Annotated in this window: 21 protein-coding genes and 1 pseudogene; 10 read left to right on the forward strand and 12 right to left on the reverse strand. The window is 36.9% G+C overall.

Annotated features, from left to right (window positions below; genetic code table 11):
• Positions 1–29: 29 nt before the first annotated feature.
• Positions 30–1,268 (forward strand): O-antigen ligase family protein, encoded by a 1,239-nt coding sequence (locus PSF27_RS21070; RefSeq protein WP_272681565.1) that lies wholly within the window; start codon positions 30–32, stop codon positions 1,266–1,268.
• Between the two features lie 41 nt (positions 1,269–1,309).
• Here the strand turns inward: PSF27_RS21070 and PSF27_RS12355 are convergent, their stop codons facing one another.
• Positions 1,310–2,350, reverse strand: coding sequence for a glycosyltransferase (locus PSF27_RS12355; RefSeq protein ID WP_272539964.1), 1,041 nt, complete (start codon positions 2,348–2,350; stop codon positions 1,310–1,312).
• 324 nt (positions 2,351–2,674) lie between these two features.
• Between PSF27_RS12355 and PSF27_RS12360 the strand changes: the two genes are divergently transcribed.
• Positions 2,675–4,228: a phosphoethanolamine transferase gene (locus tag PSF27_RS12360; RefSeq protein ID WP_272681566.1), complete on the forward strand. Its 1,554-nt coding sequence runs from the start codon at positions 2,675–2,677 to the stop codon at positions 4,226–4,228.
• A 43-nt stretch (positions 4,229–4,271) separates the two neighbouring features.
• Here PSF27_RS12360 and PSF27_RS12365 read toward each other — a convergent pair whose 3' ends face one another.
• The 9 genes from PSF27_RS12365 to radC form a co-directional block, all read right to left on the reverse strand.
• Positions 4,272–5,243, reverse strand: a complete 972-nt coding sequence (locus tag PSF27_RS12365) for a glycosyltransferase family 52 (RefSeq protein ID WP_272681567.1) — start codon at positions 5,241–5,243, stop codon at positions 4,272–4,274.
• Positions 5,236–6,279, reverse strand: coding sequence for a glycosyltransferase family 9 protein (locus PSF27_RS12370; protein WP_272539966.1), 1,044 nt, complete (start codon positions 6,277–6,279; stop codon positions 5,236–5,238). The genes PSF27_RS12365 and PSF27_RS12370 overlap by 8 nt, the downstream gene beginning before the upstream one ends.
• A gap of 43 nt (positions 6,280–6,322) precedes the next feature.
• Positions 6,323–7,333, reverse strand: coding sequence for a lipopolysaccharide 3-alpha-galactosyltransferase (waaO, locus tag PSF27_RS12375; protein WP_272681568.1), 1,011 nt, complete (start codon positions 7,331–7,333; stop codon positions 6,323–6,325).
• Between the two features lie 28 nt (positions 7,334–7,361).
• Complete coding sequence (gene rfaP / locus PSF27_RS12380; RefSeq protein ID WP_206085719.1) at positions 7,362–8,159, reverse strand: lipopolysaccharide core heptose(I) kinase RfaP; 798 nt, start codon at positions 8,157–8,159, stop codon at positions 7,362–7,364.
• A complete protein-coding gene (locus PSF27_RS12385; RefSeq protein ID WP_206085717.1) occupies positions 8,152–9,276 on the reverse strand; it encodes a glycosyltransferase family 4 protein in 1,125 nt (374 codons plus the stop codon). Before PSF27_RS12385 ends, rfaP begins: the two co-directional genes overlap by 8 nt.
• Before the next feature lies 1 nt (position 9,277).
• The gene (gene rfaQ / locus PSF27_RS12390; protein WP_272539968.1) at positions 9,278–10,342 is read right to left on the reverse strand and encodes a lipopolysaccharide core heptosyltransferase RfaQ; all 1,065 of its coding nucleotides are present in this window, start codon (positions 10,340–10,342) and stop codon (positions 9,278–9,280) included.
• A gap of 205 nt (positions 10,343–10,547) precedes the next feature.
• A complete protein-coding gene (gene rpmG, locus PSF27_RS12395; protein ID WP_004265124.1) occupies positions 10,548–10,715 on the reverse strand; it encodes a 50S ribosomal protein L33 in 168 nt (55 codons plus the stop codon).
• Positions 10,716–10,726: 11 nt separating this feature from the next.
• Entirely contained in the window at positions 10,727–10,963 is a 237-nt protein-coding gene (gene rpmB, locus PSF27_RS12400; protein WP_004265123.1) for a 50S ribosomal protein L28, read from the reverse strand.
• Positions 10,964–11,214: 251 nt separating this feature from the next.
• Complete coding sequence (gene radC / locus PSF27_RS12405) at positions 11,215–11,880, reverse strand: RadC family protein (RefSeq protein ID WP_272539969.1); 666 nt, start codon at positions 11,878–11,880, stop codon at positions 11,215–11,217.
• Between the two features lie 183 nt (positions 11,881–12,063).
• Between radC and coaBC the strand changes: the two genes are divergently transcribed.
• From coaBC to slmA, 3 genes are all read left to right on the forward strand, one after another.
• The gene (gene coaBC / locus PSF27_RS12410; RefSeq protein ID WP_272539970.1) at positions 12,064–13,275 is read left to right on the forward strand and encodes a bifunctional phosphopantothenoylcysteine decarboxylase/phosphopantothenate--cysteine ligase CoaBC; all 1,212 of its coding nucleotides are present in this window, start codon (positions 12,064–12,066) and stop codon (positions 13,273–13,275) included.
• Positions 13,262–13,717 (forward strand): dUTP diphosphatase, encoded by a 456-nt coding sequence (dut, locus tag PSF27_RS12415; RefSeq protein ID WP_272681569.1) that lies wholly within the window; start codon positions 13,262–13,264, stop codon positions 13,715–13,717. The genes coaBC and dut overlap by 14 nt, the downstream gene beginning before the upstream one ends.
• Before the next feature lie 216 nt (positions 13,718–13,933).
• Entirely contained in the window at positions 13,934–14,533 is a 600-nt protein-coding gene (gene slmA / locus PSF27_RS12420) for a nucleoid occlusion factor SlmA (protein ID WP_206085700.1), read from the forward strand.
• Between the two features lie 50 nt (positions 14,534–14,583).
• Here slmA and pyrE read toward each other — a convergent pair whose 3' ends face one another.
• Entirely contained in the window at positions 14,584–15,225 is a 642-nt protein-coding gene (pyrE, locus tag PSF27_RS12425; RefSeq protein ID WP_206085693.1) for an orotate phosphoribosyltransferase, read from the reverse strand.
• A 121-nt stretch (positions 15,226–15,346) separates the two neighbouring features.
• Complete coding sequence (gene rph / locus PSF27_RS12430) at positions 15,347–16,060, reverse strand: ribonuclease PH (protein ID WP_206085691.1); 714 nt, start codon at positions 16,058–16,060, stop codon at positions 15,347–15,349.
• 122 nt (positions 16,061–16,182) lie between these two features.
• On the opposite strand from rph, the gene PSF27_RS12435 reads away from it, so the two are divergent.
• From PSF27_RS12435 to PSF27_RS12455, 5 genes and pseudogenes are all read left to right on the forward strand, one after another.
• Positions 16,183–17,046 carry a YicC/YloC family endoribonuclease gene (locus PSF27_RS12435; RefSeq protein ID WP_206085689.1) on the forward strand — a complete coding sequence of 288 codons (864 nt, stop codon included), beginning with the start codon at positions 16,183–16,185 and terminating at the stop codon, positions 17,044–17,046.
• Positions 17,047–17,287: 241 nt separating this feature from the next.
• Positions 17,288–17,691 (forward strand): annotated as a pseudogene (locus PSF27_RS12440) (hypothetical protein).
• A gap of 326 nt (positions 17,692–18,017) precedes the next feature.
• The gene (locus PSF27_RS12445) at positions 18,018–19,328 is read left to right on the forward strand and encodes an MFS transporter (RefSeq protein ID WP_272681570.1); all 1,311 of its coding nucleotides are present in this window, start codon (positions 18,018–18,020) and stop codon (positions 19,326–19,328) included.
• Positions 19,329–19,368: 40 nt separating this feature from the next.
• Positions 19,369–20,016, forward strand: coding sequence for an RraA family protein (locus tag PSF27_RS12450; RefSeq protein ID WP_206085685.1), 648 nt, complete (start codon positions 19,369–19,371; stop codon positions 20,014–20,016).
• Positions 20,017–20,025: 9 nt separating this feature from the next.
• Entirely contained in the window at positions 20,026–20,817 is a 792-nt protein-coding gene (locus PSF27_RS12455; RefSeq protein WP_206085684.1) for a carbon-nitrogen hydrolase family protein, read from the forward strand.
• The last annotated feature ends 86 nt before the right edge of the window (positions 20,818–20,903 follow it).

Below are 20,903 nucleotides of genomic sequence, written 5' to 3' on the forward strand. Positions count from 1 at the left end.
ATTAAATCAAAGACAATAAAGGCAATTTCGTGAAAATAAACAGCTTTCTCCTACACCAATTTCCTTTTTTATTACTATTTTTAGTCACACTGGGAATGTTTACCAACGATACACAGGGGGTATTAAATGTCTCAGTTGCCTTGCTTTTTTTATATACAACTTTCACACTTTTAAAGAATAGAGTTAATATCAAAACTGACCTTCTCGCTCTAATTAAGGCAAGAAAGATGCTTTTTTTATTTGGTGGCTGGGGGCTATTTTGCGCTATATTTTTTACTTATTCAGGCTTCACTCAAGAGGCCATCAAAGCATTCTTTGATGATTGGCGATATGTTTTTATTATTACTTTCTTTCTTCTCGTATTTAAAAGCGATGGTGATAAATCAAAAAAAACAATCTGTTATGCACTCATTGCCACATTGGCCTTTATAATATTTTTTATTCCAATTCTAAAACAGTTTAAAAATAGTGCGTTACCTCTCTACTTACAACTTAGATATGGTTTCGCACATTATATGACACTCTTATTTCCCTTTACTTTCAGCGCCTTATTTCTATTCAAACAAAGAATATTAAAAGCCTCTATGCTACTTCTTTCTGTATTGGCCTTCTTGTTCATATTGTATACTGGTAGCCGAGGAGGTTTCCTCTCTGTTATTATTGAAGCTGCTATTATTTTGTTTATTTTATCCTCAAACTACAAAAAGCTCATTGTTAATATTGTGAGTTTTGGTGTTTTAGCAATAGTAATTGTTTTCGCCTCTTATCATTACATCCCGCAAGTAAAAAATAAAATAAACCAATCTCTATATGCGTCAGACATCACTTCATCTCGAGGTAAAATCATTGATACTCGATATCCAATTTTTACTCAAAATCTCTCATATCAATTGATGGGAACGGGCTATGGTTCAGTCGCTTATAATCAGTTTTTATTTGATAATAATGCCCCAAAATTCAGTGGTGGAATGGGGTATTCTAGAAGTAAAAAAGAGTCATTTTACAACAATGATGAACCCTTCTTTCTAAATATTAGCTATAATATAGGCCTAATTGGATTAGTTCTGTTTTTGGTAACATTTGCCATCAATATGAGAGACTTATTTAAAAGTATTCAAGTTGAAAAAGATATTTTTAATGTTGGGATATTTGTTTCATCTATCGGCTACTTTTTAGTTTATTGTCTATTTGAATTTATTTTTATCGATATCTTTATTTTATATAATATTTTAACGGCTATTTTTATTCGAAAAATACTAATCAAGTAAAGAAAGGCCCTGTATAAACGTAAATAAACAGGGTTTTAAAATCAAAATATCTTTTTAACTAAATACTTAAATGTTGTAGACAGAAAACCTAAATAATCTCCATTCTTCCTTAAATGTGATTTCTTTCTTGATAACTGTTTATACCCTTTTGGCTTTATTAAATCGATGTCTTTCCATGGAGACTGGCGCCTTGCCTCTTCAAAAAAAGCATATTCCTCATAAAATCTTGCCCACTCATGAAATGGTTTAGTCAAGCCAACAAAGTGAATAAAAACAACATCTTGAGTTATTTTTGGGATGCTGGATTTTTTCCCTATATACCAGTCTAAAGAGAACATATAATTAAAATTCTCACTAATATTAACTAGCTTCGTATTTAATAAAATATTCAAGGCATCTTGGTCTGGGTGACTAAAATCATTATCACTAACTAACTCAATCACTTTATTTGGAATATTATATTCAGCTAATTTTTTTACTGACATATATAAAAAGCCAGAATTAAAATACATTGACATATTCATTGGCAATGTTTTTTTCTGGCTACAAAACTTATCTTTTACCGCGTACAAAAAAATATTTTCGTTAAACTCTAATGAATCAAGATAAGATAGATTACCTTTACAGATAATATCTGCATCTAAGTACAATAACTTATTGATACTTTTTCCTGCTAAATAAGAGATAATGATCAGGCGAAAATAGATTGCAGAGCTCCAGCCTTTCGATGGCAAAGGTAATGATTGAAATTTTTCGTTATCAATCAAATAAATAGTTAACCTATGTTGCGTTCCTTCAATCAAGCGATGAAAAAGCAATTCATTTTTTAATTTATCAATAAAAACATGGAAATGAAAACGACGTTCAGTGTTATAGATAAGAATTGAGGATATTGAAGTACCTACACCGTATAAAAAATTTTCATCTACACCATAAGCGATATGAAAAAAGTCTCCATCACTGATGTTGGTATCTGAGCTTATTTCTATTTTTGATTTTATCATCTCATTACTTAACATCATATGTTCCCATTGCAAGCCTTTTACCATTTTAACTTTAACGCCACTTTCTATAAGTATCATCAATAGTATAAACTATTCTTGGTTTGATTTTAGGTTATTCACGTAGTTTTACACTTTATTCTTTTCACGGAAAACATCATAGAATCAATGCACTAAATGATAATAACTATCATTCCCCCGTTGTTAACAAATTGAAGCTCACCTTTATTCATTAGTAAACACAATACCCATAACTCTAAGTAGTCCCCTTTTACTCGTGTAAATACTTTAGTTTTCCTTTATAATCACGAAGTAAAGCATTATACAAAACATACTCTATAGAAATACAATAAGCTCAATGACTAACGAGTATAACAGTTTTATTTTTAATCACATGGCTGCTCTATGATACAAAAACCAGAGTTAAAAAAAACCTTATTGGTTTTATTTTCCTTAATTATCCTAGCCTCTATAGCTAAACTTATGTTACTAGGCTCGGGGAATGCACACCCTACAGTAAGGGAAATAACGTTAGTTTGTTTTTTAATTATTATATTAAGCTCTTCAAATAAATCTTACTGGTACATAGGATTTCCAATTGTATTGGTTAATGCTATATACACGCCTATTGGCTTAAACTTCGGTGAGCCTACTTATCAATATATTTCATCTGTTATTGCTACAGATGCGATGGAGTCCAAAGAATTTTTCACTCAAATTCCGATAAAAAATTATCTTTTTTCAATAGTGATTGTAGCTGGGTTTATTTTCTATCGAAAGATAACCGTTAAGAATGGAATATACTTTTATAAAAATAAAACACTACTTGTTTGCTTAGCTATTCTTGCATTGATAAACCAGTCTCCTTTTAAACTTTTTGATAATATGTATCAATCAACACTAAATGTGAAAAAAGAAGTTGATAGCCTCAGTGAGTTCACTAAAAATAGTGAATGGGGAAAATCAACATTAATAAAGGATAGGACTCAATATGATGACTATGTTTTAGTTATCGGCGAGAGTGTTCGCCGAGATTATATGAGCGCTTATGGGTACCCAATAGATAACACCCCATTTATCAATAAAACTAATGGTATAATAGTTGAAGGTTTAACTTCTGGTGGAACCAATACCGTTTCTTCGTTACGCGTAATGTTAACACAATCAAGTACAGAAAGCTGGGAACCCAACTATGGGCAAAATTTTGTTGATTTAGCAAAATCAGCTGGCTATAAAGTTTACTGGATCTCAAATCAAGGTTTTCTTGGTGAATTTGATACACCAATAACGTTTATCGCCAAAAGGAGTGATGTTAAAAAGTTCAACAAGATGGGGGCCTTTAACTCCAACGATTCAAGTGACTTTAGCTTAGTAAATATGTTTAAAGATGAATTAGAAGAAAAAGTAAATAAGAATCAAAAACGGTTATTTGTCATCCATTTATATGGTTCTCACCCTGATGCTTGTGCACGTATTGAAGATTATGAAAATAAATATGTCACTAAAGATAAAAAATATACGAATATCTCATGTTATGTCTCAAGTATCGAAAAAACAGACAATATCCTTGAATCAATTTATAATATATTAAAAATACAAGAAAAAGAAAATAATCGTAGTTTTTCAATGTTATACTTTGCAGACCATGGTGTTTCGCATACCATGATTGATGATGAAATTAAATTAAACTTAAGTAATTCATCTACTCAAGTTCTAAGAACTCCATTAATGGTATTCAACTCTGATAGCTCCAAAAAGGAATATATAAAAACAAAAAAATCAGGAAAATTATTTATACAAGGTATAGCAAATTGGCTGAATATCAAAAATAGTAAGATTCAGCCTAATTACAGCCTATTTACAGAACAAAAAGACAATGATGGATATAATTTTGAACAACAATTTGAGAGACTAAGAAATGGGGATACTGACTTACCCATTGATGTGAGTGAAAAATAGCTTAGAATTCCCTATTTTGCCTATTAATGTTAATAGGCAATTTTCAATCAAGATCAATTATGATAAGTTCCCTAGACAAATCAAATAATAAAAATGATTCAAATATATCCTCCCTAATTAAATTAGTCCTTAACAAAGTTATTTTTACATTATTCATTTTCATTAAGTTTAGCTGGCATGTGCTAGCAAATCCAATTAAATTAACTGAGTGCCCATCACTAATAAGTTTTATAATAAAATCTTCAGATATCGTATCCACACTTTTTTCTATCATAGAAAATGCGTCAATTAAATTTTCTCTCGGATGTCTAAGATAAATAATATTAGGGTACTGCCTTGACAATTCTCTTATTTTACCAAGTAATAAATTAAAATTTTCTTCATTTTTATCTCTCAGTATATCCTTAAATTTTGACCCTATAAATATGTTAATATTTTCTTTCTGAACGTTATTTTTAAAATCAAAATCAAACAAATTAATCTTCACCAATTTAGATTTAACATTTAATTTTCTGTTATTATCTAAAATAGTATAATGAACATCACTCTCATTAATTATTCTCTTTATACTATAGTTATTTTGATAAAATAGTTTAGTTAATTTATGTTTTATTTTTCTTTTTTCCTTTAATTCCAAATCAATATTTTTAATTGTATTGATATTTAATATTCCATCATCAAATGTTCTAATAATAAAATCACTTTTTATATTTGACAATATATAATGAACAGTTAAATCATTTGCATTTGCAAGATACACAAAAAGGTTTCCATTTTTTATTTTGGAAATAAATCTCATGATATGCTTGAAATTAAATATTCCATAATCCATCCCAGAAATTAAGTAGGAATCATATTCAGTAAGAATATTTTTCCTTATCCCATTATTAATTATAGAATTTGCTTTGAGATACAAAACATGAAATTCATTATCAAAAACACTAAATTCTTTTTTTATTTTTGAGACTATACTTAATTGCAAAGGTGAGCATACAATAAATATATGATTATTCATTGTCTCCTCCAACTTTATCTAAGAGTTTTAATTCGTGTAAAATAGCATTAACTATATCATTCACATTAAGATTACTAATTCCTGTTGACTCTACTATTTGTTTAGACTTAGCATAGTTTGGAGCACATAAAAAATCCGTGTTGAACCCATCATTAAATACTGAACTATAAAATGCTAGCAAAGGAATATCCTTGCTATTTGCTAAATGAACAAAAGATGTATCTGAAGAAATACAAAAATCACAAAGACTTAATATTGCAGCAGATGAAATAAAGCTCTCTGTTTTAAAAAAGTAAACATTTTCATCAATATTAATATTTTTCACTCTGTGTTCTTCGCAGAGTATAATAATACTTATATTCTTTTCTTTTTTTAACTTACCTAAAACTGCATTAACTTGCTCATCACTAAAACTTCTTTCTAGGGTTGATGCGAATGGGCAAAATGCAATTTTTAAATCTGACGTTGGAATATTACCTAGTAGTTCATGGGCTTTTTTTATTTCACCATCTGGTATGTTAACAATATATTGCCCTTCAATTTTACTATTAAAGAATTTTTTTAAAACATGGTTATAATAATCAGTTATATGAATACCATTTTCTGAAAGAAAATTATCACTATATTTACTTGGCTTTTTAACATTAAAACCACTCAAATACTTATACTTCATTTCACTTAATAGTTTATAATATCTATAAGAAAAAAACCATCCACAGTGACTATAAGGATCCACAACTAAATCATATTTTTGCTGATTTGTTTTTTTTTCATCAATGCAAAGTACATTTCTCACATCTTTATTATTAGTGAATATGTCAAAGTTTTTTTTAGCAATAATAACATCTATGCTCTTATTTAACTTTTTTAGTTCATGAATAAATGAGGTTGCCATTATTGCATCACCAATTCCAACATTAATCAAAATCAGACATACTGAATTAATACTCTCTCCTTCCTCGTAACTAGCTAGTTTTAGCATATTAGTCTGCTGAATTATTGATTTTATTTTATATTTAAATTCACTAAAACTCATATTGTCACCTAACATAGAAATTACATATAGCTAATGAATATTATCAAACTACCTTTTTTAGTAAATATTTGAGATAATTTTTGATACATGCAAAATATCTTTTCTGATAGCTTAAATGCTTCGCACAATAGCGTAAATGATTACTACTCTTCGCTTTTAATAAGGGAATATCTTTCCATGGAGATGCATTTTTTGCATCTATAAAAGGCTGAGCAGTGGGGTAATTGGCCCATTCATGCCAAGGCTTAGTCGGTCCAATATAATGGATCAAAACAGTATCAGATGTTATTGGATTTTCTTTTTTACCTTTTTGTAGCTCATAGTTGATGCTGTATTGGGTGTTATATTTCCCATCAAGATAAATAACTTTCTCTGTTAAGAGCATATTTAAAATATCCTGATCGAGATAAGATAGTTTCGCTTTAACGGCCTCTTGAGAAAGTAATTCCATTGCCTTAGTCGATATATCAAATTTTGACCAATTGACTAAATTAAGAACCAAAAAACCTGCATTAAAATAGCCAGAAGCAATACTTGGGATCCCTAAAGCATCGGCCCGCTTTTGCCACCATACCTTGTCTCTTTCCGGTACTACTGCTGCAATCTCATCTTGTTCAAACTGAATATCTAATAGCGGTTTCAATGGGCCTTGGCACATAATATCCGCATCCATGTAAATCATTCGTTCTAATTGATTCGAAAAATAATCCGCAATAATAAACCTAAAATAGGTAGCATAGGACCAGTTCTTAGTACTCGGTAATGATCTTAGTTGTTCACAATCAACAAGATATATTTTAATACTAGTTTTGTATTGTTCTGCAAGCGCCTTAAACAATCGAGATTGTTCATCATCAAAATAGTCTGTAAAAACATGAAATGAGAATGAAATATCAGAATTTGCTTTTAATAATGATGCGATGGAAATCCCACAACCATATAAAAAATTACGGTCAATACCATACGAAACATGCAAGCTACCATCACCAATAACCGTATCAGATGATGATAAATCAATCTGTTTTGTAACTGCATTTTCCTTATTGAAGAACATTATTCTATCTCTCTAATTTCGATTGTATTTACAATGACTTTCTAATCGTACGTTCTTTTATCTTTTCAGCTTTACGACTGACTTTTCCAATAAGTGCTTGCTCTTTTTTTAAAATTTCTTTTAATGGTAAGGAAAAATAAATCTTCATAAAACGAAAAATATCACGTTGGGTAAGCCCAATATTTAGCGAAGAATAATAGAGGCCAATTAAATCTTTGTCACGCCAACGCATTGGGACTGATTTTCTCAGTTGTGCGCGGTGCAAATCAATCACGGATATTTTTAAATCACCTTCATTTTCGGTGAAAGGTAAATGGAGTAGAAAATGGCAAATATAACAGTCACGATGATTAATACCCGCTTTATGCATACCACGAACCATGTCAGCAACTCGGCGAATAATCATTTGTTTCGTACGAAATAACGGGGGCTCATTTAACCAATTTGCACAATAATCTTCCAAGCTAATGGTTGGCGTTAAGTCTTCTGTAATAATAAATGAATGGCGACGCAGCGGATTTACCCCTTTTTGCCCAAAGGCACGTCCATTCATCGTATCGACACCCACTTGTGTAAGCCGATGAATCGCATTCCATTCTCTATCTGCACCTAAAACAGGCAACCGAAAAGAAATCAGATTTTTCAGGACTTCTTTTAAGGTTGTACCATAATGAATTTTGATAAAATAACTACGACTTTCAACCTCAAAACGTAGCGTTTTTCGGGTCTCTAATGCACGAAAAACCTCACCTTGCAGTTTATCCGCTTCAATAAATGGATCTTTATTTTTCCAAAGCTCATCAAAAGGTGATTTTAATTCAATCATTTTGGCATCCTAAAATAATATCAGCTGCCTTTTGCGGTAGACTATATAAGTCTTCCGTATCTGCAAACTTTTGGGCATTTTTAACCCACGTCATGCGCTTTTCTGTCTCTTCTAAACCATTTTGTAACGCATAATTGAGTTCTGATTGCTCAAAAGGTTCGTTAATAACGACTCCACATTGCGCTTTTTGAATAAACGAGGCGTAACCACACACTTCAGTAACAATAATAGGTAAGCCCGCAGTAATCGCTTCCAATAAGACAATACCCGCAGCCTCTTGGTACGCAGGGTGCATTAAGATATCGGCCGCAGCCATTAATTCTGCAATATCATTACGCCCACTAAAGAAAGATACCTGCTGGCTAATACCTAATGATTGTGCTAACTGCTGGTATTTTGACGGTTTATCTTGCCCTACCACCATCAGCAGTGTGTTTTTCTTGATGTTCTCTGGTAGTGCAGCAAGAGCCCTTAACGTACGGTCAACACCTTTACGCTTAAAGTCAGAGCCTACTTGCAATAGCAAAAACGCAGATTCTGGGATTTGGTTCTTTTGGCGATAAATCCGTTTTGCATCAGTAATTTGCTTATCGTATTTACGATCCAAAGCAATACCTGGTGGCAACATATGGAAACGCACATCTTCAGTTTGGTAGTGCTTTTTGAAATGTTTGATTTGATGTGGTGTTAACATTAATAGTTGTGTGGGTTTATCCACATCAAAAACGGCTTTTTCGAATGCCGCATAATGCTTATAACGTGGTGTCAGTTTATAGAAAAAACCTTTTTCTTCAGCAACTTTCTGTGCATAACACACATCCGCAGCATAATAAACATCCAAACCAGGCATCTTATTAAAGCCAACAATACGGTCAACAGGGTGCTGCTTAATATTTGCGAGTACCCAGTCACAATATTGTGCATTTCGACCATGATTGGTGCTTGAAGACACGGGGACAATGACAACCTCAAACCCATCAGGTTTTTCGCCTTCCCATGATTGGGTATACACTCGAATATGATGACCCCGTGATTGGCATTCTGTCGCAATGCGCAAAAAATCGCGCTGTAAACCACCAAAAGGGAAGTATTTATACAAGCAAAATGCCAATTTCATATTAATACCTTGTCATCATGGAACGGATATTCATTGGCAACAATTTTTCCGTTGCTTTAATCACATCTGAGGCAGGAATAATCGAAAGATATTTTTTATTTCTATCCAATTCATCCCGTGGTGGCATTGCTTCGTAATCACCCGCCCAAAATTGTACTGCATTATCCGTCCATGGGCGCCAAAATATGTGATTAGTTGCGCCAAAAAGACACACAATTGGTGTATTTACAGCTGCGGCTATATGCATCGGTGCTGAATCTACACCAATAAATAATGCAGCATGGGCAATCAATGCGCCAAGTTCAGGAAACGTCGTTTTACCCGCTAATTCAATCACTGGCTTTGTTCGGCAACCATTCGCAATATTATTGACACATTCAAGATCTTCCTTGCTTGGCCCAGAAGTTAATACCACTTGGTAACCACGCGATTGCAATGCATCAATGACTTCAGAGAATTTCTCATCATCCCAGCACTTAAAAATTTGCCGCGCTGTTGGCTGAATAACCACATAGCTGCTATGCACGCCTAAGTCTAATAGCCTTTGGTCAATATTTTTCCAATCATCAGCTGTGTAAGACATCGTTAGATTTGTTTTAAGTTCTTTTAATTCTAACGGTTTAAGCACAGATAAATTATTTAAAACAACATGCTCCCCTTCGGGGATAGTTAAATGCGTGAAGCTGTTACGCCAATATTTAGAATCACGATGACTAAACTGGTGCGAAATTTTTGTTCCCGCAGGAATTGAACGCACCAGTAAACTTACCATCCACTGATCTGCTAAATTAACAACCAAATCGTATTTATTTTTACGCAGCACTAAAAGCAATTTAATAAAATTGCACGCTTTACTTATCCCACTACTTTTTTTATTTGCCATCCCATATAGCGCATTAATTTCGCTGTTTTCAGATAGGATAGGGAGCGTATCCTGATAAAGCAAAACATCAATTTCAGCATCAGGATATTGGTGTTTTAATGAACTGATAACTGGCGTTGTCAGCAACATGTCCCCATGAAACCGCATCTTGATAACAAGAATTTTTTTAAACTGTTTTTTCACCAGGCACTCTTAGTCAGGTCTATGTATAAAAAGTAAAAGACGATAGATATTCGACAATAAATATCATCATTAATTCAATCAATATTCGCTATGTTACTACTTTCAGAATAATGGTCATAGCCTCCTGTGCGCATATCGCCATTCAATTAAAATTTAGGCAAAAAAAAACTCAGCCTAGGCTGAGTTTTTAACGCAGAAAGCAAAATTATTTGATTTTTGCTTCTTTGTAGATCACATGCTTACGAACAACTGGATCGAATTTTTTCAGTTCCAGTTTTTCTGGCATTGTGCGCTTGTTCTTCGTAGTGGTATAGAAGTGACCTGTACCTTCAGAAGAAACCAGCTTGATTTTCTCGCGAATACCTTTAGCCATTTTTTAGCTCCTTAGTACTTCTCACCACGGGTACGCAGTTCAGCAAGAACAGCATCAATACCCTTTTTATCGATAACACGCATACCTTTAGCAGATACACGCAGTGTTACGAAACGTTTCTCAGACTCAACCCAGAAACGGTGAGAGTGCAGGTTTGGCAAAAAACGACGTTTGGTCGCATTTAATGCGTGTGAACGGTTGTTACCGCTCATTGGACGCTTGCCGGTAACTTGGCAGACTCGTGACATGTCTATTCTCCAAAAATCTAATCAGCTCGAGCTTTTTTGTTCTGGGTATGGCCGCCTCGTCAGGCTTAGGAGCCCATCTCAGCAAACTTTTAGTGACTGAAAAAACCGTTTATACCTAAGTAAAAAATTTACTGAGATAGGCCCTTCTCGCCAAACCCAAGATCCTTAAAGGTGGCGTAGTATACGCTTTCAATCGTTTTCACTCAAGCCCAACAACGTAAAAGTTGTCATTTTTTAGGCAAAAAATGATTTTACAGCCACCCTCGCTCTGCAAAGGAGACGCATCGTTTGTGCCCAACAACAAAATGGTCGAGTAATTTCACTCCCATAATGGAACAAGCGCTCTGGATCCGTTCAGTGACTTCTCTATCTGCGGCGCTGGGTTCAGGATTACCTGATGGGTGGTTATGCGCTAAAATGATTGAACTTGCATTCATTTTTATTGCAAAACGAATAATTTCCCTTGGATGAACTTCAACGCGGTTTAATGTGCCCTTAAACATTTCTTCATAACAAATAATTTGATTTTGAGTATTTAAAAATAACACAATAAAGACTTCGCGTTCTTGCCCCGCAAACAAATCAAGCAATCTAGATTTTAGGAGGTCAGGCCCACTCATTACATCCTCATGCAGAAATTGCTCCGAAAAAAAACGACGAGCCAACTCGCTAATGGCTTGCAACTGCGTGAATTTACAGCTTCCCATACCTTTACATTGTATTAGCTTCGTATAATCGGCTTGAATTAATAAATACAAAGAACCGAACTCCTTAATTAGCCGTTCAGCAAGTTTCAAAACTGGCTCTCCTTGGCTCCCCGTTCGCAAAAAAATCGCTAATAATTCGGCATCCGAGAGCGCTGCTGCACCATAAGCAAGTAGCTTCTCTCTGGGCGGTAAGTTTTGGTGTTCATTCATGATATTATTCGTCCTTGAATTCTCTCTCACCACTTTTATCGAGTTTTCAGTGAATCACAATTGCGCTCATAAGGCTTTGCGTAGCGCTTCGCAAAAATAATAAGTTGATGCAAAATCGAGCGCGCCACCTAAACGTGCAATGTGGTAATATGCCGTTCATGTTGAGCAAAGTGGATAAAAATAATGAATCAACTATCACTATTGGGTAAACAGATAGTTATTGGTATCAGTGGGGGCATCGCCGCCTATAAAATTCCAGAACTAACGCGTCGCTTACGTGATCAAGGCGCGGTTGTACGTGTCGTCATGACTCAAGGTGCGAAAGCCTTTATTACCCCTCTGACTTTACAGGCAGTCTCTGGCCATCCAGTCGCAGACGATTTATTAGATCCAGCGGCTGAAGCAGCAATGGGTCATATTGAATTAGCAAAATGGGCTGACTTGATTATTTTAGCCCCAGCAACTGCTGATTTAATTGCTAGGTTAAATGCAGGTATGGCGAATGATTTGCTTACCACAATATGCCTTGCTAGCGCTGCGCCGATTGCCGTTGTACCCGCAATGAATCAACAAATGTATCGGGCCCGTGCAACACAAGATAATTTAATCAGATTGAAACAACGCCAGTGTATGATTTGGGGGCCTGATGAGGGCAGTCAAGCTTGTGGTGATATTGGCCCAGGCCGCATGATTGATCCGCTCGAAATTGTTCGTTTGGCTGGTGAATATTTCAATCCTAAGCTAGATTTACAAGGCATTAAACTGATGATCACTGCGGGCCCAACTCGTGAAGATCTAGACCCAGTACGTTTTATCAGCAATCACAGCTCAGGAAAAATGGGGTTTGCTATCGCACAAGCAGCAAGCCAACGAGGGGCTGATGTGACATTAATTTCAGGGCCAGTTAACCTCCCTACACCGATGAGCGTTAATCGAATTAACGTGATTAGCGGCTTAGATATGTATGAAAAAGTGCACCAATCTATCGCTGAGCAAGATATTTTTATTGGTTGCGCTGCTGTTGCAGATTACCGAGCCAAAACGGTTGCTGAAAATAAAATAAAAAAACAAGGCGATGAGTTCACGATTACACTGGTGAAAAACCCAGACATTGTCGCAAGTGTTGGGGCTCTTACGAAAAATCGCCCTTATGTTGTGGGATTTGCAGCTGAAACCCAAAATGTGGAAGAATATGCTCGCCAAAAACGACAACAAAAACAATTAGATTTAATTTGTGCCAATGATGTTTCCCTTGCAGACAACGGTTTTAATAGCGATAACAACGCATTACATCTATTTGATGCCAACGGTGAGACTCGGTTGCCACATAGCAGTAAAATTGAATTAAGCCACTATTTACTTGACGAGATACTTCAACGTTATGAAAAAAATTGACCTAAAAATCCTTGATAACCGTATCGGTAATGAATTTCCTTTACCAACCTATGCAACAACAGGTTCAGCAGGTTTAGACTTGCGCGCTTGTCTTGATGCACCTATTGATTTAGCGCCAGGTCAAACAGAATTAATTCCAACAGGTTTAGCGATTCACATCGCTGATGAAAGTCTCGCTGCAGTTATTCTTCCCCGTTCAGGGCTGGGCCATAAACACGGTGTTGTACTCGGGAATCTTGTCGGACTTATTGACTCCGATTATCAAGGGCAACTCATGGTTTCTGTTTGGAATCGTGGTGATAAAACCTTTACTGTTGAGCCAGGCGAACGCATGGCACAAATGGTTTTTGTCCCTGTGGTTCAAGCTGAATTTAATATTGTTGACGACTTTGATACAACAGAACGTGGTGCAGGTGGTTTCGGTCACTCAGGTCGCCAATAAATAAAATATTCTGATATTTAATATGCTATATAGAACCTACTTTAGGTTCTATATTTATGAATCAAAACAATCAGTCGCATATTACTAAACAGGAAATTGTTCAAAATTTACTTATACTCTCTACATTTTTAAACCTATTTTGCTCTGTAAGTCTCTTTACTAAGAGCAAAATTTTGGATAGTTTGTTTTGCTGTTTTAGCAGGGGTCTTATTAGACATGGCAGAAAAAGCGACAACACAAAAACGTAACAGACGTGACGAGATCTTACAGGCTCTTGCGTTAATGTTAGAAAGTAGTGATGGTAGCCAACGCATTACGACTGCAAAACTTGCAGCCTCCGTTGGTGTTTCAGAAGCAGCGTTATATCGTCATTTTCCCAGTAAAATGAAAATGTTTGATAGTCTTATTGGGTTTATTGAAGATTCACTGGTCTCGCGTATCAATCTGATTTTAAATGATGAAAAAGATACCATCATTAGAATTAAATTAATGTTAGCGTTAATTTTAGGGTTTTCAGAGAAAAACCCAGGCTTAACACGTATAATGACAGGCCATGCGCTCATGTTTGAGCAAGACAGGCTACAAGACCGAATTAACCAATTGTTTGAGCGAATAGAGTCTCAATTGCGCCAAGTGTTAAAAGAGAAAAAAATACGTGATGGTCATGGCTTTATCCATGATGAATCGCTACTTGCTTCTCAATTACTTGCTTATTGCGAAGGCATGTTATCACGCTTCGTACGTTCAGAATTTCGTTACCGACCAACTGTCGAATTTGAAGCGCGCTGGCCTTTAATTTTAGCTCAGTTACAATAACAGTTATTAGTACTACTCACCCCGCCCGTTTTTTGGGCGAGGGGATTTTTTTAAATACCGTACTGTTCTCTATAAGCTTTCATTGCCACTAAGTGTGCTTCCATACCTTCTTGTTCAGAAAGATACGTAATCAAATCACTCATCGTAATGATTGAATAAACCTTGCAGTTATAGTCACGCTCAACCTCTTGTACGGCTGAGATTTCCCCTTTTCCTTTTTCTTGACGGTCTAAACACAACAAAACACCATTGAGAGTCGCTTTTTGCTGCTTAATAATTTCCATTGATTCACGAATTGCAGTACCTGCAGTGATCACATCATCAACCACAACAACACGTCCTTGCAGAGGGCTACCAACTAATACACCACCTTCACCGTGATCTTTTGCTTCCTTACGATTAAAGCAATATGGCATATCGATATCATGATGCTCAGCCAATGCAACTGCCATTGTAGTTGCAATGGGAATACCTTTATAGGCTGGCCCAAAAATCACATCACACTCAATTGCACTCTCTTGTAGCGCTTGCGCATAAAAACGACCGACAAGTGCCAGATCACGCCCAGTATTAAATAACCCTGCATTAAAAAAATAAGGGCTTTTTCGACCTGATTTCAGCGTAAACTCACCAAATTTCAATACCTGTTTTTTCATGGCAAGTTCAATAAAATCGCGCTGATAGGCTTTCATTGGTCATTCTCCTCATTGATGACGATTATGTATATTAAATTTGTTATTTTGCTAATTGCGTTATCTGCCATTTAGCAGACATAAAAAAGGCGACTTTTCAGCCGCCTATTTAAACATTAATTTATTTCAGCGCTTCTCGCTGAGCTTCAAAAATGGTGTCGAGCCCTGTTTTGGCTAATGCTAATAGAGCCAATAATTCTTCATGGCTAAATGGTTCGCCTTCTGCAGTGCCTTGTACTTCAATCATACGGCCATCATCCATCATCACGACGTTCATGTCCGTTTCTGCCGCAGAGTCTTCAACGTACTCAAGGTCGCAAAGCGCTTCTTGGTTCACAATCCCGACCGAAACTGCAGCAACCATCGACTTCAGAGGACTTTTTGCAATTTTCCCCTGAGCAACCATATTATTCAGTGCATCCACCAGTGCCACACAAGCACCTGAAATCGCCGCTGTACGTGTACCGCCGTCAGCCTGGATAACATCACAATCTAAAGTGATGGTGAATTCACCCAATTTTTTCAGATCAACAGCTGCACGTAATGAACGGGCAATCAAACGTTGAATTTCCATTGTACGGCCAGTTTGTTTACCACGAGCCGCTTCACGTTGGTTACGTGAATTTGTTGCGCGAGGTAACATGCCGTACTCAGCGGTTACCCAACCTTGACCTTGACCTTTTAAAAAGCGAGGTACCCCCTCTTCAACCGTTGCATTACATAACACCTTCGTGTCGCCAAACTCAATAAGAACAGAGCCTTCTGCGTGTTTTGTATAATTGCGCGTGATGGTAATCGGGCGCATTTCGTCCGCTTGTCTATCTGCTGGGCGCATGGTGTTATCTCCGTTATCAACTCAAATTGGGACGCATTATACGTCCTTAAAACGATAATGCCTATCCTGTCATCTCTCATAGCGTTATAATCCCATTATCTTATCGATAATAGGAACGAATTATGATCCGTAGTATGACCGCTTTTGCCCGCCGTGATATCAAGGGTGAATGGGGGAATGCGGCCTGGGAGCTGCGTTCCGTAAACCAACGTTATTTAGAAACGTATATCCGTTTACCTGAGCAATTCAGAAGCCTTGAACCCGTTATTCGTGAACGCCTTCGTTCACGCTTAACGCGCGGAAAAGTGGAATGTAACCTGCGTTTTGAATTAGACGGTGCAAACCGTGGCGAATTAATTCTCAATGAACAATTAGCCCGCCAATTAATTAGCGCAGCAAATTGGGTCAAAAATTACAGCCACGAAGGTGAAATCAACCCGCTAGAGATTTTACGTTGGCCAGGTGTGATGTCGGCTGGCGAGCAAGATTTAGATGCCATCAGCGAACAGTTAATGGCTGGTTTAGATGAAACTATCGATGCTTTCATCCAAAGCCGAGAAGCGGAAGGTGCTTCATTGCATGCCTTAATTGAACAACGCCTTGATGGTGTTTTAGTTGAAGTGGCAAAAGTTCGTCAACATATGCCAGAAATTCTGCAATGGCAGCGCGATCGCCTTCAAAGTAAGCTCGAAGAAGCGGAAATCCAAGTGGATAACAACCGCTTAGAACAGGAGCTCATTTTGCTCGCCCAACGTGTTGATGTTGCTGAGGAATTGGATAGATTAGAAGCGCACGTTAAAGAAACGCGTAATATCTTGAAGAAAAAAGAAGCCAATGGGCGCCGCCTTGACTTTATGATGCAAGAATTTAATCGTGAGTCTAATACGTTAGCATCAAAATCGATTAATAGCGAAGTCACCACTTCCGCCGTTGAACTGAAAGTATTAATCGAACAAATGAGAGAACAAATTCAGAATATTGAGTAATCTCTCTGTCTGTCATGCATGACTAAGCCAATTAATGCTCTGTGTAAATTGGCTTTTTTTATTTTACTGAAATATCCAAATAACCTGAAATAGGTGGATCCCCCCGCAATTTTGGAATAAAAATCGCATAAACTGCCTTAAAAATCCTATTTTTTGAAAATCCTTAGGCGCTCAAATAATCTCCACGATAAACTATCTTTCTTCCCCCAAAAAATCACTTACTCAAAAATTGGAGAGTCAAATGGTGCCGCAACAGCCTTTTGAAGATATTAGAAAAACAGATAATTCGGGAAATGAATACTGGTCAGCGAGAGAGTTGTCTAAACTCCTCGAATATTCGGAATATCGGCATTCTTACCTGTTTTAGAAAAAGCAAAAGAGGCATGTTTGCAAAGTAGACATGCCATTGAAGACCATTTCGAGGAGATCATCGATATGGTCGAAATTGGTTCTGGTGCTAAACGAAAGCTCAAACGAGATAACATCCAAAGTAAAACAGAAGCGAATCAAACTCACTTTGAAGTTGGCCAAAAAGTGAGAGAAACCATTAAAGAACTTGGCGGTACCATGCCAGAAAATCTGCCTACCCCAGAAAAAAGCATAAGACAACTCGCTCAAAAAGAGGCGAAAAAAAAAGAAAATTGATAAATAACGTCTATGTTAAATCTAGAAATACGTCGGCATTTCTAGATTTAACTATTTCCCACGGCAACAAACGCTTAATTTACCCATGCTCCCTCAGAAGCATAATACATTGATTAATAACAAATTAATCTTTGATAATTGTTTTATCGAAAAAACATGAGCTCGCTCATAAATTCACCAAATGTTTTGATTTCAATCACAGATAACAAAACAGATCTTTGACAGGCCAATAACGGGTTATTAACATCCATCTTGTATACAAGTTGAATTCAATATAAATACAATAAAATTAATTACCTCTACAGACCAATAAAAAAGGTAAGACTATGTCATACAAAGACTCTGTGATAGCACCTACAGCAAAAGACACACCAGGGCGTTTACGCTGGGGTTTAGCAGCAATATTTTTTATTATCGGTTTAATTGCCTATATGGATCGCGCCAACATTTCCATTGTTGCGGAACATATGATGACCGATTTAGGTATGAGTAAAGTCCAATTTGGTTTTTTAGGCGCATTATTTTCTCTTGGTTATGCATTAGCACAAATTCCAAGTGGAATATTAGCGGAACGCTTTGGCAGCCGGTTAATTGCGACAATAAGCTTATATGTTTGGTCTGCGTTTACCATTCTAACGGTGGTTGCACCGACTTACCTCTGGTTATGTATCGTTCGTTTTTTCTTTGGTGTTGGCGAGGCGCCTCTATACCCTTCAAATGCTGTCTTTAATACTTGGTGGTTTCGTCAAAATGAAAAAGCCAGAGCGGCAAGCTTCTTATTGGCAGGCTCTTATTTTGGCCCAGTCATCGCTCCTACCCTTACTGTTTTCATTATGATTTCTTTCGGTTGGCACGCTGTTTTCTATATCTTTGGAGTCATTGGTATTTTAATGGGTTTGATCTGGTACTTCTGCGCTCGCAATAAACCAGAACAGCACCCTAAGATTTCACAAAGCGAAATCGCATTTATACAAAGTGGCCGAACAATCAGTGAGAATGGCGGTGAAGATGTCAAAGCTCCATGGCGTAAATTTATGAAAGAACGTCCATTTTGGGCTGTAGGCTTTCAATACTTTTTTGTCGCCTATATGACTACGTTATTTATGATTTGGTTACCAACTTACCTCCAAGAAGCACGCGGATTTTCACTAACTCAAATGGGTGTTGCGGCAAGTTTCCCATGGTTAGCCATTTGTATTGCTGTGCTTACCGCGGGTTCAGTATCTGACTGGCTACTCAATAAAGGCTACTCCCAATTAGTGGCAAGGGGCTACATCGCCATTACTGGTTTTATCCTGTTTATTGTTGGGATTTGTGGTGCTGCTCAAACGGAGAGCGCTGTTGTAAGTGTCGCATGGCTAACCCTTGCCCTCGGTGCTTTAGGCCTGCCCGTTGTGACTTCGTGGGCAATTGCCGCTGATAAAGGCCGTCAATATGCAGGATCAGTAAGTGGATGGATGAATCTGTGGGGCAATTTGGGTGGTGTTATTTCTCCAATTTTATGCGGCTGGCTTGCCCAACACTTTGGGTGGACGGTTGCCTTACTTTTCAACGTGATACCTATTAGTTTAGCCATTATTTGCTGGTTCTTCATTCAACCTGATAAACCTCTAGCAGCGGCTGTAAACCAAGATTAGTTTTACTCATACACTCTAATATAACGAATAAAGGTGCCCTATGTTTACGTTAAATCCTCGAGTTACCTGTTTTAGCCAAGAAGTGATCGAAAGCTGCCGCGATGTTTGCCCGTCAACAATTGGCCATATGACCGATTTTGGCTTCATCAAAACACTACGTCCACAAATTGAAAAAAACCAGTTCATTGGCCACGCAGTAACTGTGCGAATTCCACATATGGACTCTTCAGCAGTACATAAAGTCTTTGATATTGTTCAAGAAGGAGATGTTGTTTGCATTGATATGTCAGGAGATTATGACCGCGCCTGTTGGGGTGAGATGGTGTCCTATATGGCACGAGCAAAAAAAATTGCTGGGGCTGTTATCGATGGTTGCGTAACTGATATCAAAGCGCTGCGTGAGATTGGTGTCCCTGTATTTGCTCACAAAGTCAGTCCGCTAACAACTCGAATCCTAGGCATTGAAGGCGCAATCAATGTGCCAATCAGTGTCGATGGCGTCACTATCCACCCAGGTAATTTAATTATTGCAGATGGTGATGGCATTTTAGTGGCTGATGAAGTGACATTGCAAGAATATCGCCAACGCGCGCTTAATGCACAACATGCTGAAATTGATGTCAAAAAACGCATAGATGCAGGTGAAACCTTAGCCGCTATCTCAGGCGCTGCAAAATATTTCGAATAAGGAGCCAACATGAAAGTTGCAATTGCCCAACTAGCCAGTAGCCCTAATAAAGAACAAAACTTGAAAAAAGCCTGTGATGCCATACAAAAGGCGGCTCAAGGCGGAGCAGATTTAGTTCTATTACCTGAAATGTTTATGGCATTTGTTCCCGCGGATAGTGGTATCAGCTATGCGGATGTCGCAGAGAACGTTGATGGTCCTTTTGTTTCTCAACTAGCCAAAACAGCAAAAGAGTATGGAATTTATGTGGTTTGTGGTATTTATGAACGGGCTGAGAATGAACCTAAACGCGCGTTTAACACCACCATTATGTTAAACCGCCAAGGGGAACTCATTTATCATTACCAAAAAACGCATTTATATGACGCATTCTCTTATCAAGAGTCACTCAATATCATTCAAAGTCATAATGAATTGAAACCTGTCGAAACCGAATTTGGGAAAATTGGTATTTTAGTATGCTATGAGCTGCGTTTCCCAGAAGTCGCCCGTAAATTAGCATTAGCAGGGGCAGATTTACTCCTAGTCCCAACAGCTTGGGTCAGTGGTCCTCTCAAAGAAGAGCACTACCAAACCCTAGTAAAAGCCCGTGCTCTAGAAAATACCATACCTGTTTGTGCGTGTGACCAAACCAGTAATATTTTTATTGGGCGCAGCTTAATTTGTGATGCTCTTGGCGTAACAATTGCTTCTGCAGGCTATGATGAAACCGTGTTCTTCGCTGAAATTTCCCCCGAGCACACAGCTGAAACTCGTCAAAAATTGCCCTGTATGGAAAACCGCCGTCCTGAATTATATTAACGCAATCAAAACTGGCACGGATGCTGGTTTATTATCCATATTATCACCAATAATTAACCGCCATTTGCTTATTATCTAAACAATAT

This window comes from Providencia sp. PROV129 (assembly GCF_028482245.1).
Taxonomy (GTDB): domain Bacteria; phylum Pseudomonadota; class Gammaproteobacteria; order Enterobacterales; family Enterobacteriaceae; genus Providencia; species Providencia vermicola.

What these genes read in the sequence shown, in the direction of transcription:
- PSF27_RS12355 (WP_272539964.1), bottom strand. Translation starts at nt 2,350, where the DNA reads ATGATACTTATAGAAAGTGGCGTTAAAGTTAAAATGGTAAAAGGCTTG.
- PSF27_RS12455 (WP_206085684.1), top strand. Translation starts at nt 20,026, where the DNA reads ATGAAAGTTGCAATTGCCCAACTAGCCAGTAGCCCTAATAAAGAACAA.
- rfaP (WP_206085719.1), bottom strand. Translation starts at nt 8,159, where the DNA reads ATGATTGAATTAAAATCACCTTTTGATGAGCTTTGGAAAAATAAAGAT.
- pyrE (WP_206085693.1), bottom strand. Translation starts at nt 15,225, where the DNA reads ATGAAAGCCTATCAGCGCGATTTTATTGAACTTGCCATGAAAAAACAG.
- rph (WP_206085691.1), bottom strand. Translation starts at nt 16,060, where the DNA reads ATGCGCCCAGCAGATAGACAAGCGGACGAAATGCGCCCGATTACCATC.
- PSF27_RS12370 (WP_272539966.1), bottom strand. Translation starts at nt 6,279, where the DNA reads ATGAGTTTTAGTGAATTTAAATATAAAATAAAATCAATAATTCAGCAG.
- PSF27_RS12445 (WP_272681570.1), top strand. Translation starts at nt 18,018, where the DNA reads ATGTCATACAAAGACTCTGTGATAGCACCTACAGCAAAAGACACACCA.
- coaBC (WP_272539970.1), top strand. Translation starts at nt 12,064, where the DNA reads ATGAATCAACTATCACTATTGGGTAAACAGATAGTTATTGGTATCAGT.
- dut (WP_272681569.1), top strand. Translation starts at nt 13,262, where the DNA reads ATGAAAAAAATTGACCTAAAAATCCTTGATAACCGTATCGGTAATGAA.
- rpmB (WP_004265123.1), bottom strand. Translation starts at nt 10,963, where the DNA reads ATGTCACGAGTCTGCCAAGTTACCGGCAAGCGTCCAATGAGCGGTAAC.
- PSF27_RS12385 (WP_206085717.1), bottom strand. Translation starts at nt 9,276, where the DNA reads ATGAAATTGGCATTTTGCTTGTATAAATACTTCCCTTTTGGTGGTTTA.
- waaO (WP_272681568.1), bottom strand. Translation starts at nt 7,333, where the DNA reads ATGTTCTTCAATAAGGAAAATGCAGTTACAAAACAGATTGATTTATCA.
- PSF27_RS12435 (WP_206085689.1), top strand. Translation starts at nt 16,183, where the DNA reads ATGATCCGTAGTATGACCGCTTTTGCCCGCCGTGATATCAAGGGTGAA.
- rpmG (WP_004265124.1), bottom strand. Translation starts at nt 10,715, where the DNA reads ATGGCTAAAGGTATTCGCGAGAAAATCAAGCTGGTTTCTTCTGAAGGT.
- radC (WP_272539969.1), bottom strand. Translation starts at nt 11,880, where the DNA reads ATGAATGAACACCAAAACTTACCGCCCAGAGAGAAGCTACTTGCTTAT.
- PSF27_RS12450 (WP_206085685.1), top strand. Translation starts at nt 19,369, where the DNA reads ATGTTTACGTTAAATCCTCGAGTTACCTGTTTTAGCCAAGAAGTGATC.
- PSF27_RS12360 (WP_272681566.1), top strand. Translation starts at nt 2,675, where the DNA reads ATGATACAAAAACCAGAGTTAAAAAAAACCTTATTGGTTTTATTTTCC.
- PSF27_RS12365 (WP_272681567.1), bottom strand. Translation starts at nt 5,243, where the DNA reads ATGAATAATCATATATTTATTGTATGCTCACCTTTGCAATTAAGTATA.
- slmA (WP_206085700.1), top strand. Translation starts at nt 13,934, where the DNA reads ATGGCAGAAAAAGCGACAACACAAAAACGTAACAGACGTGACGAGATC.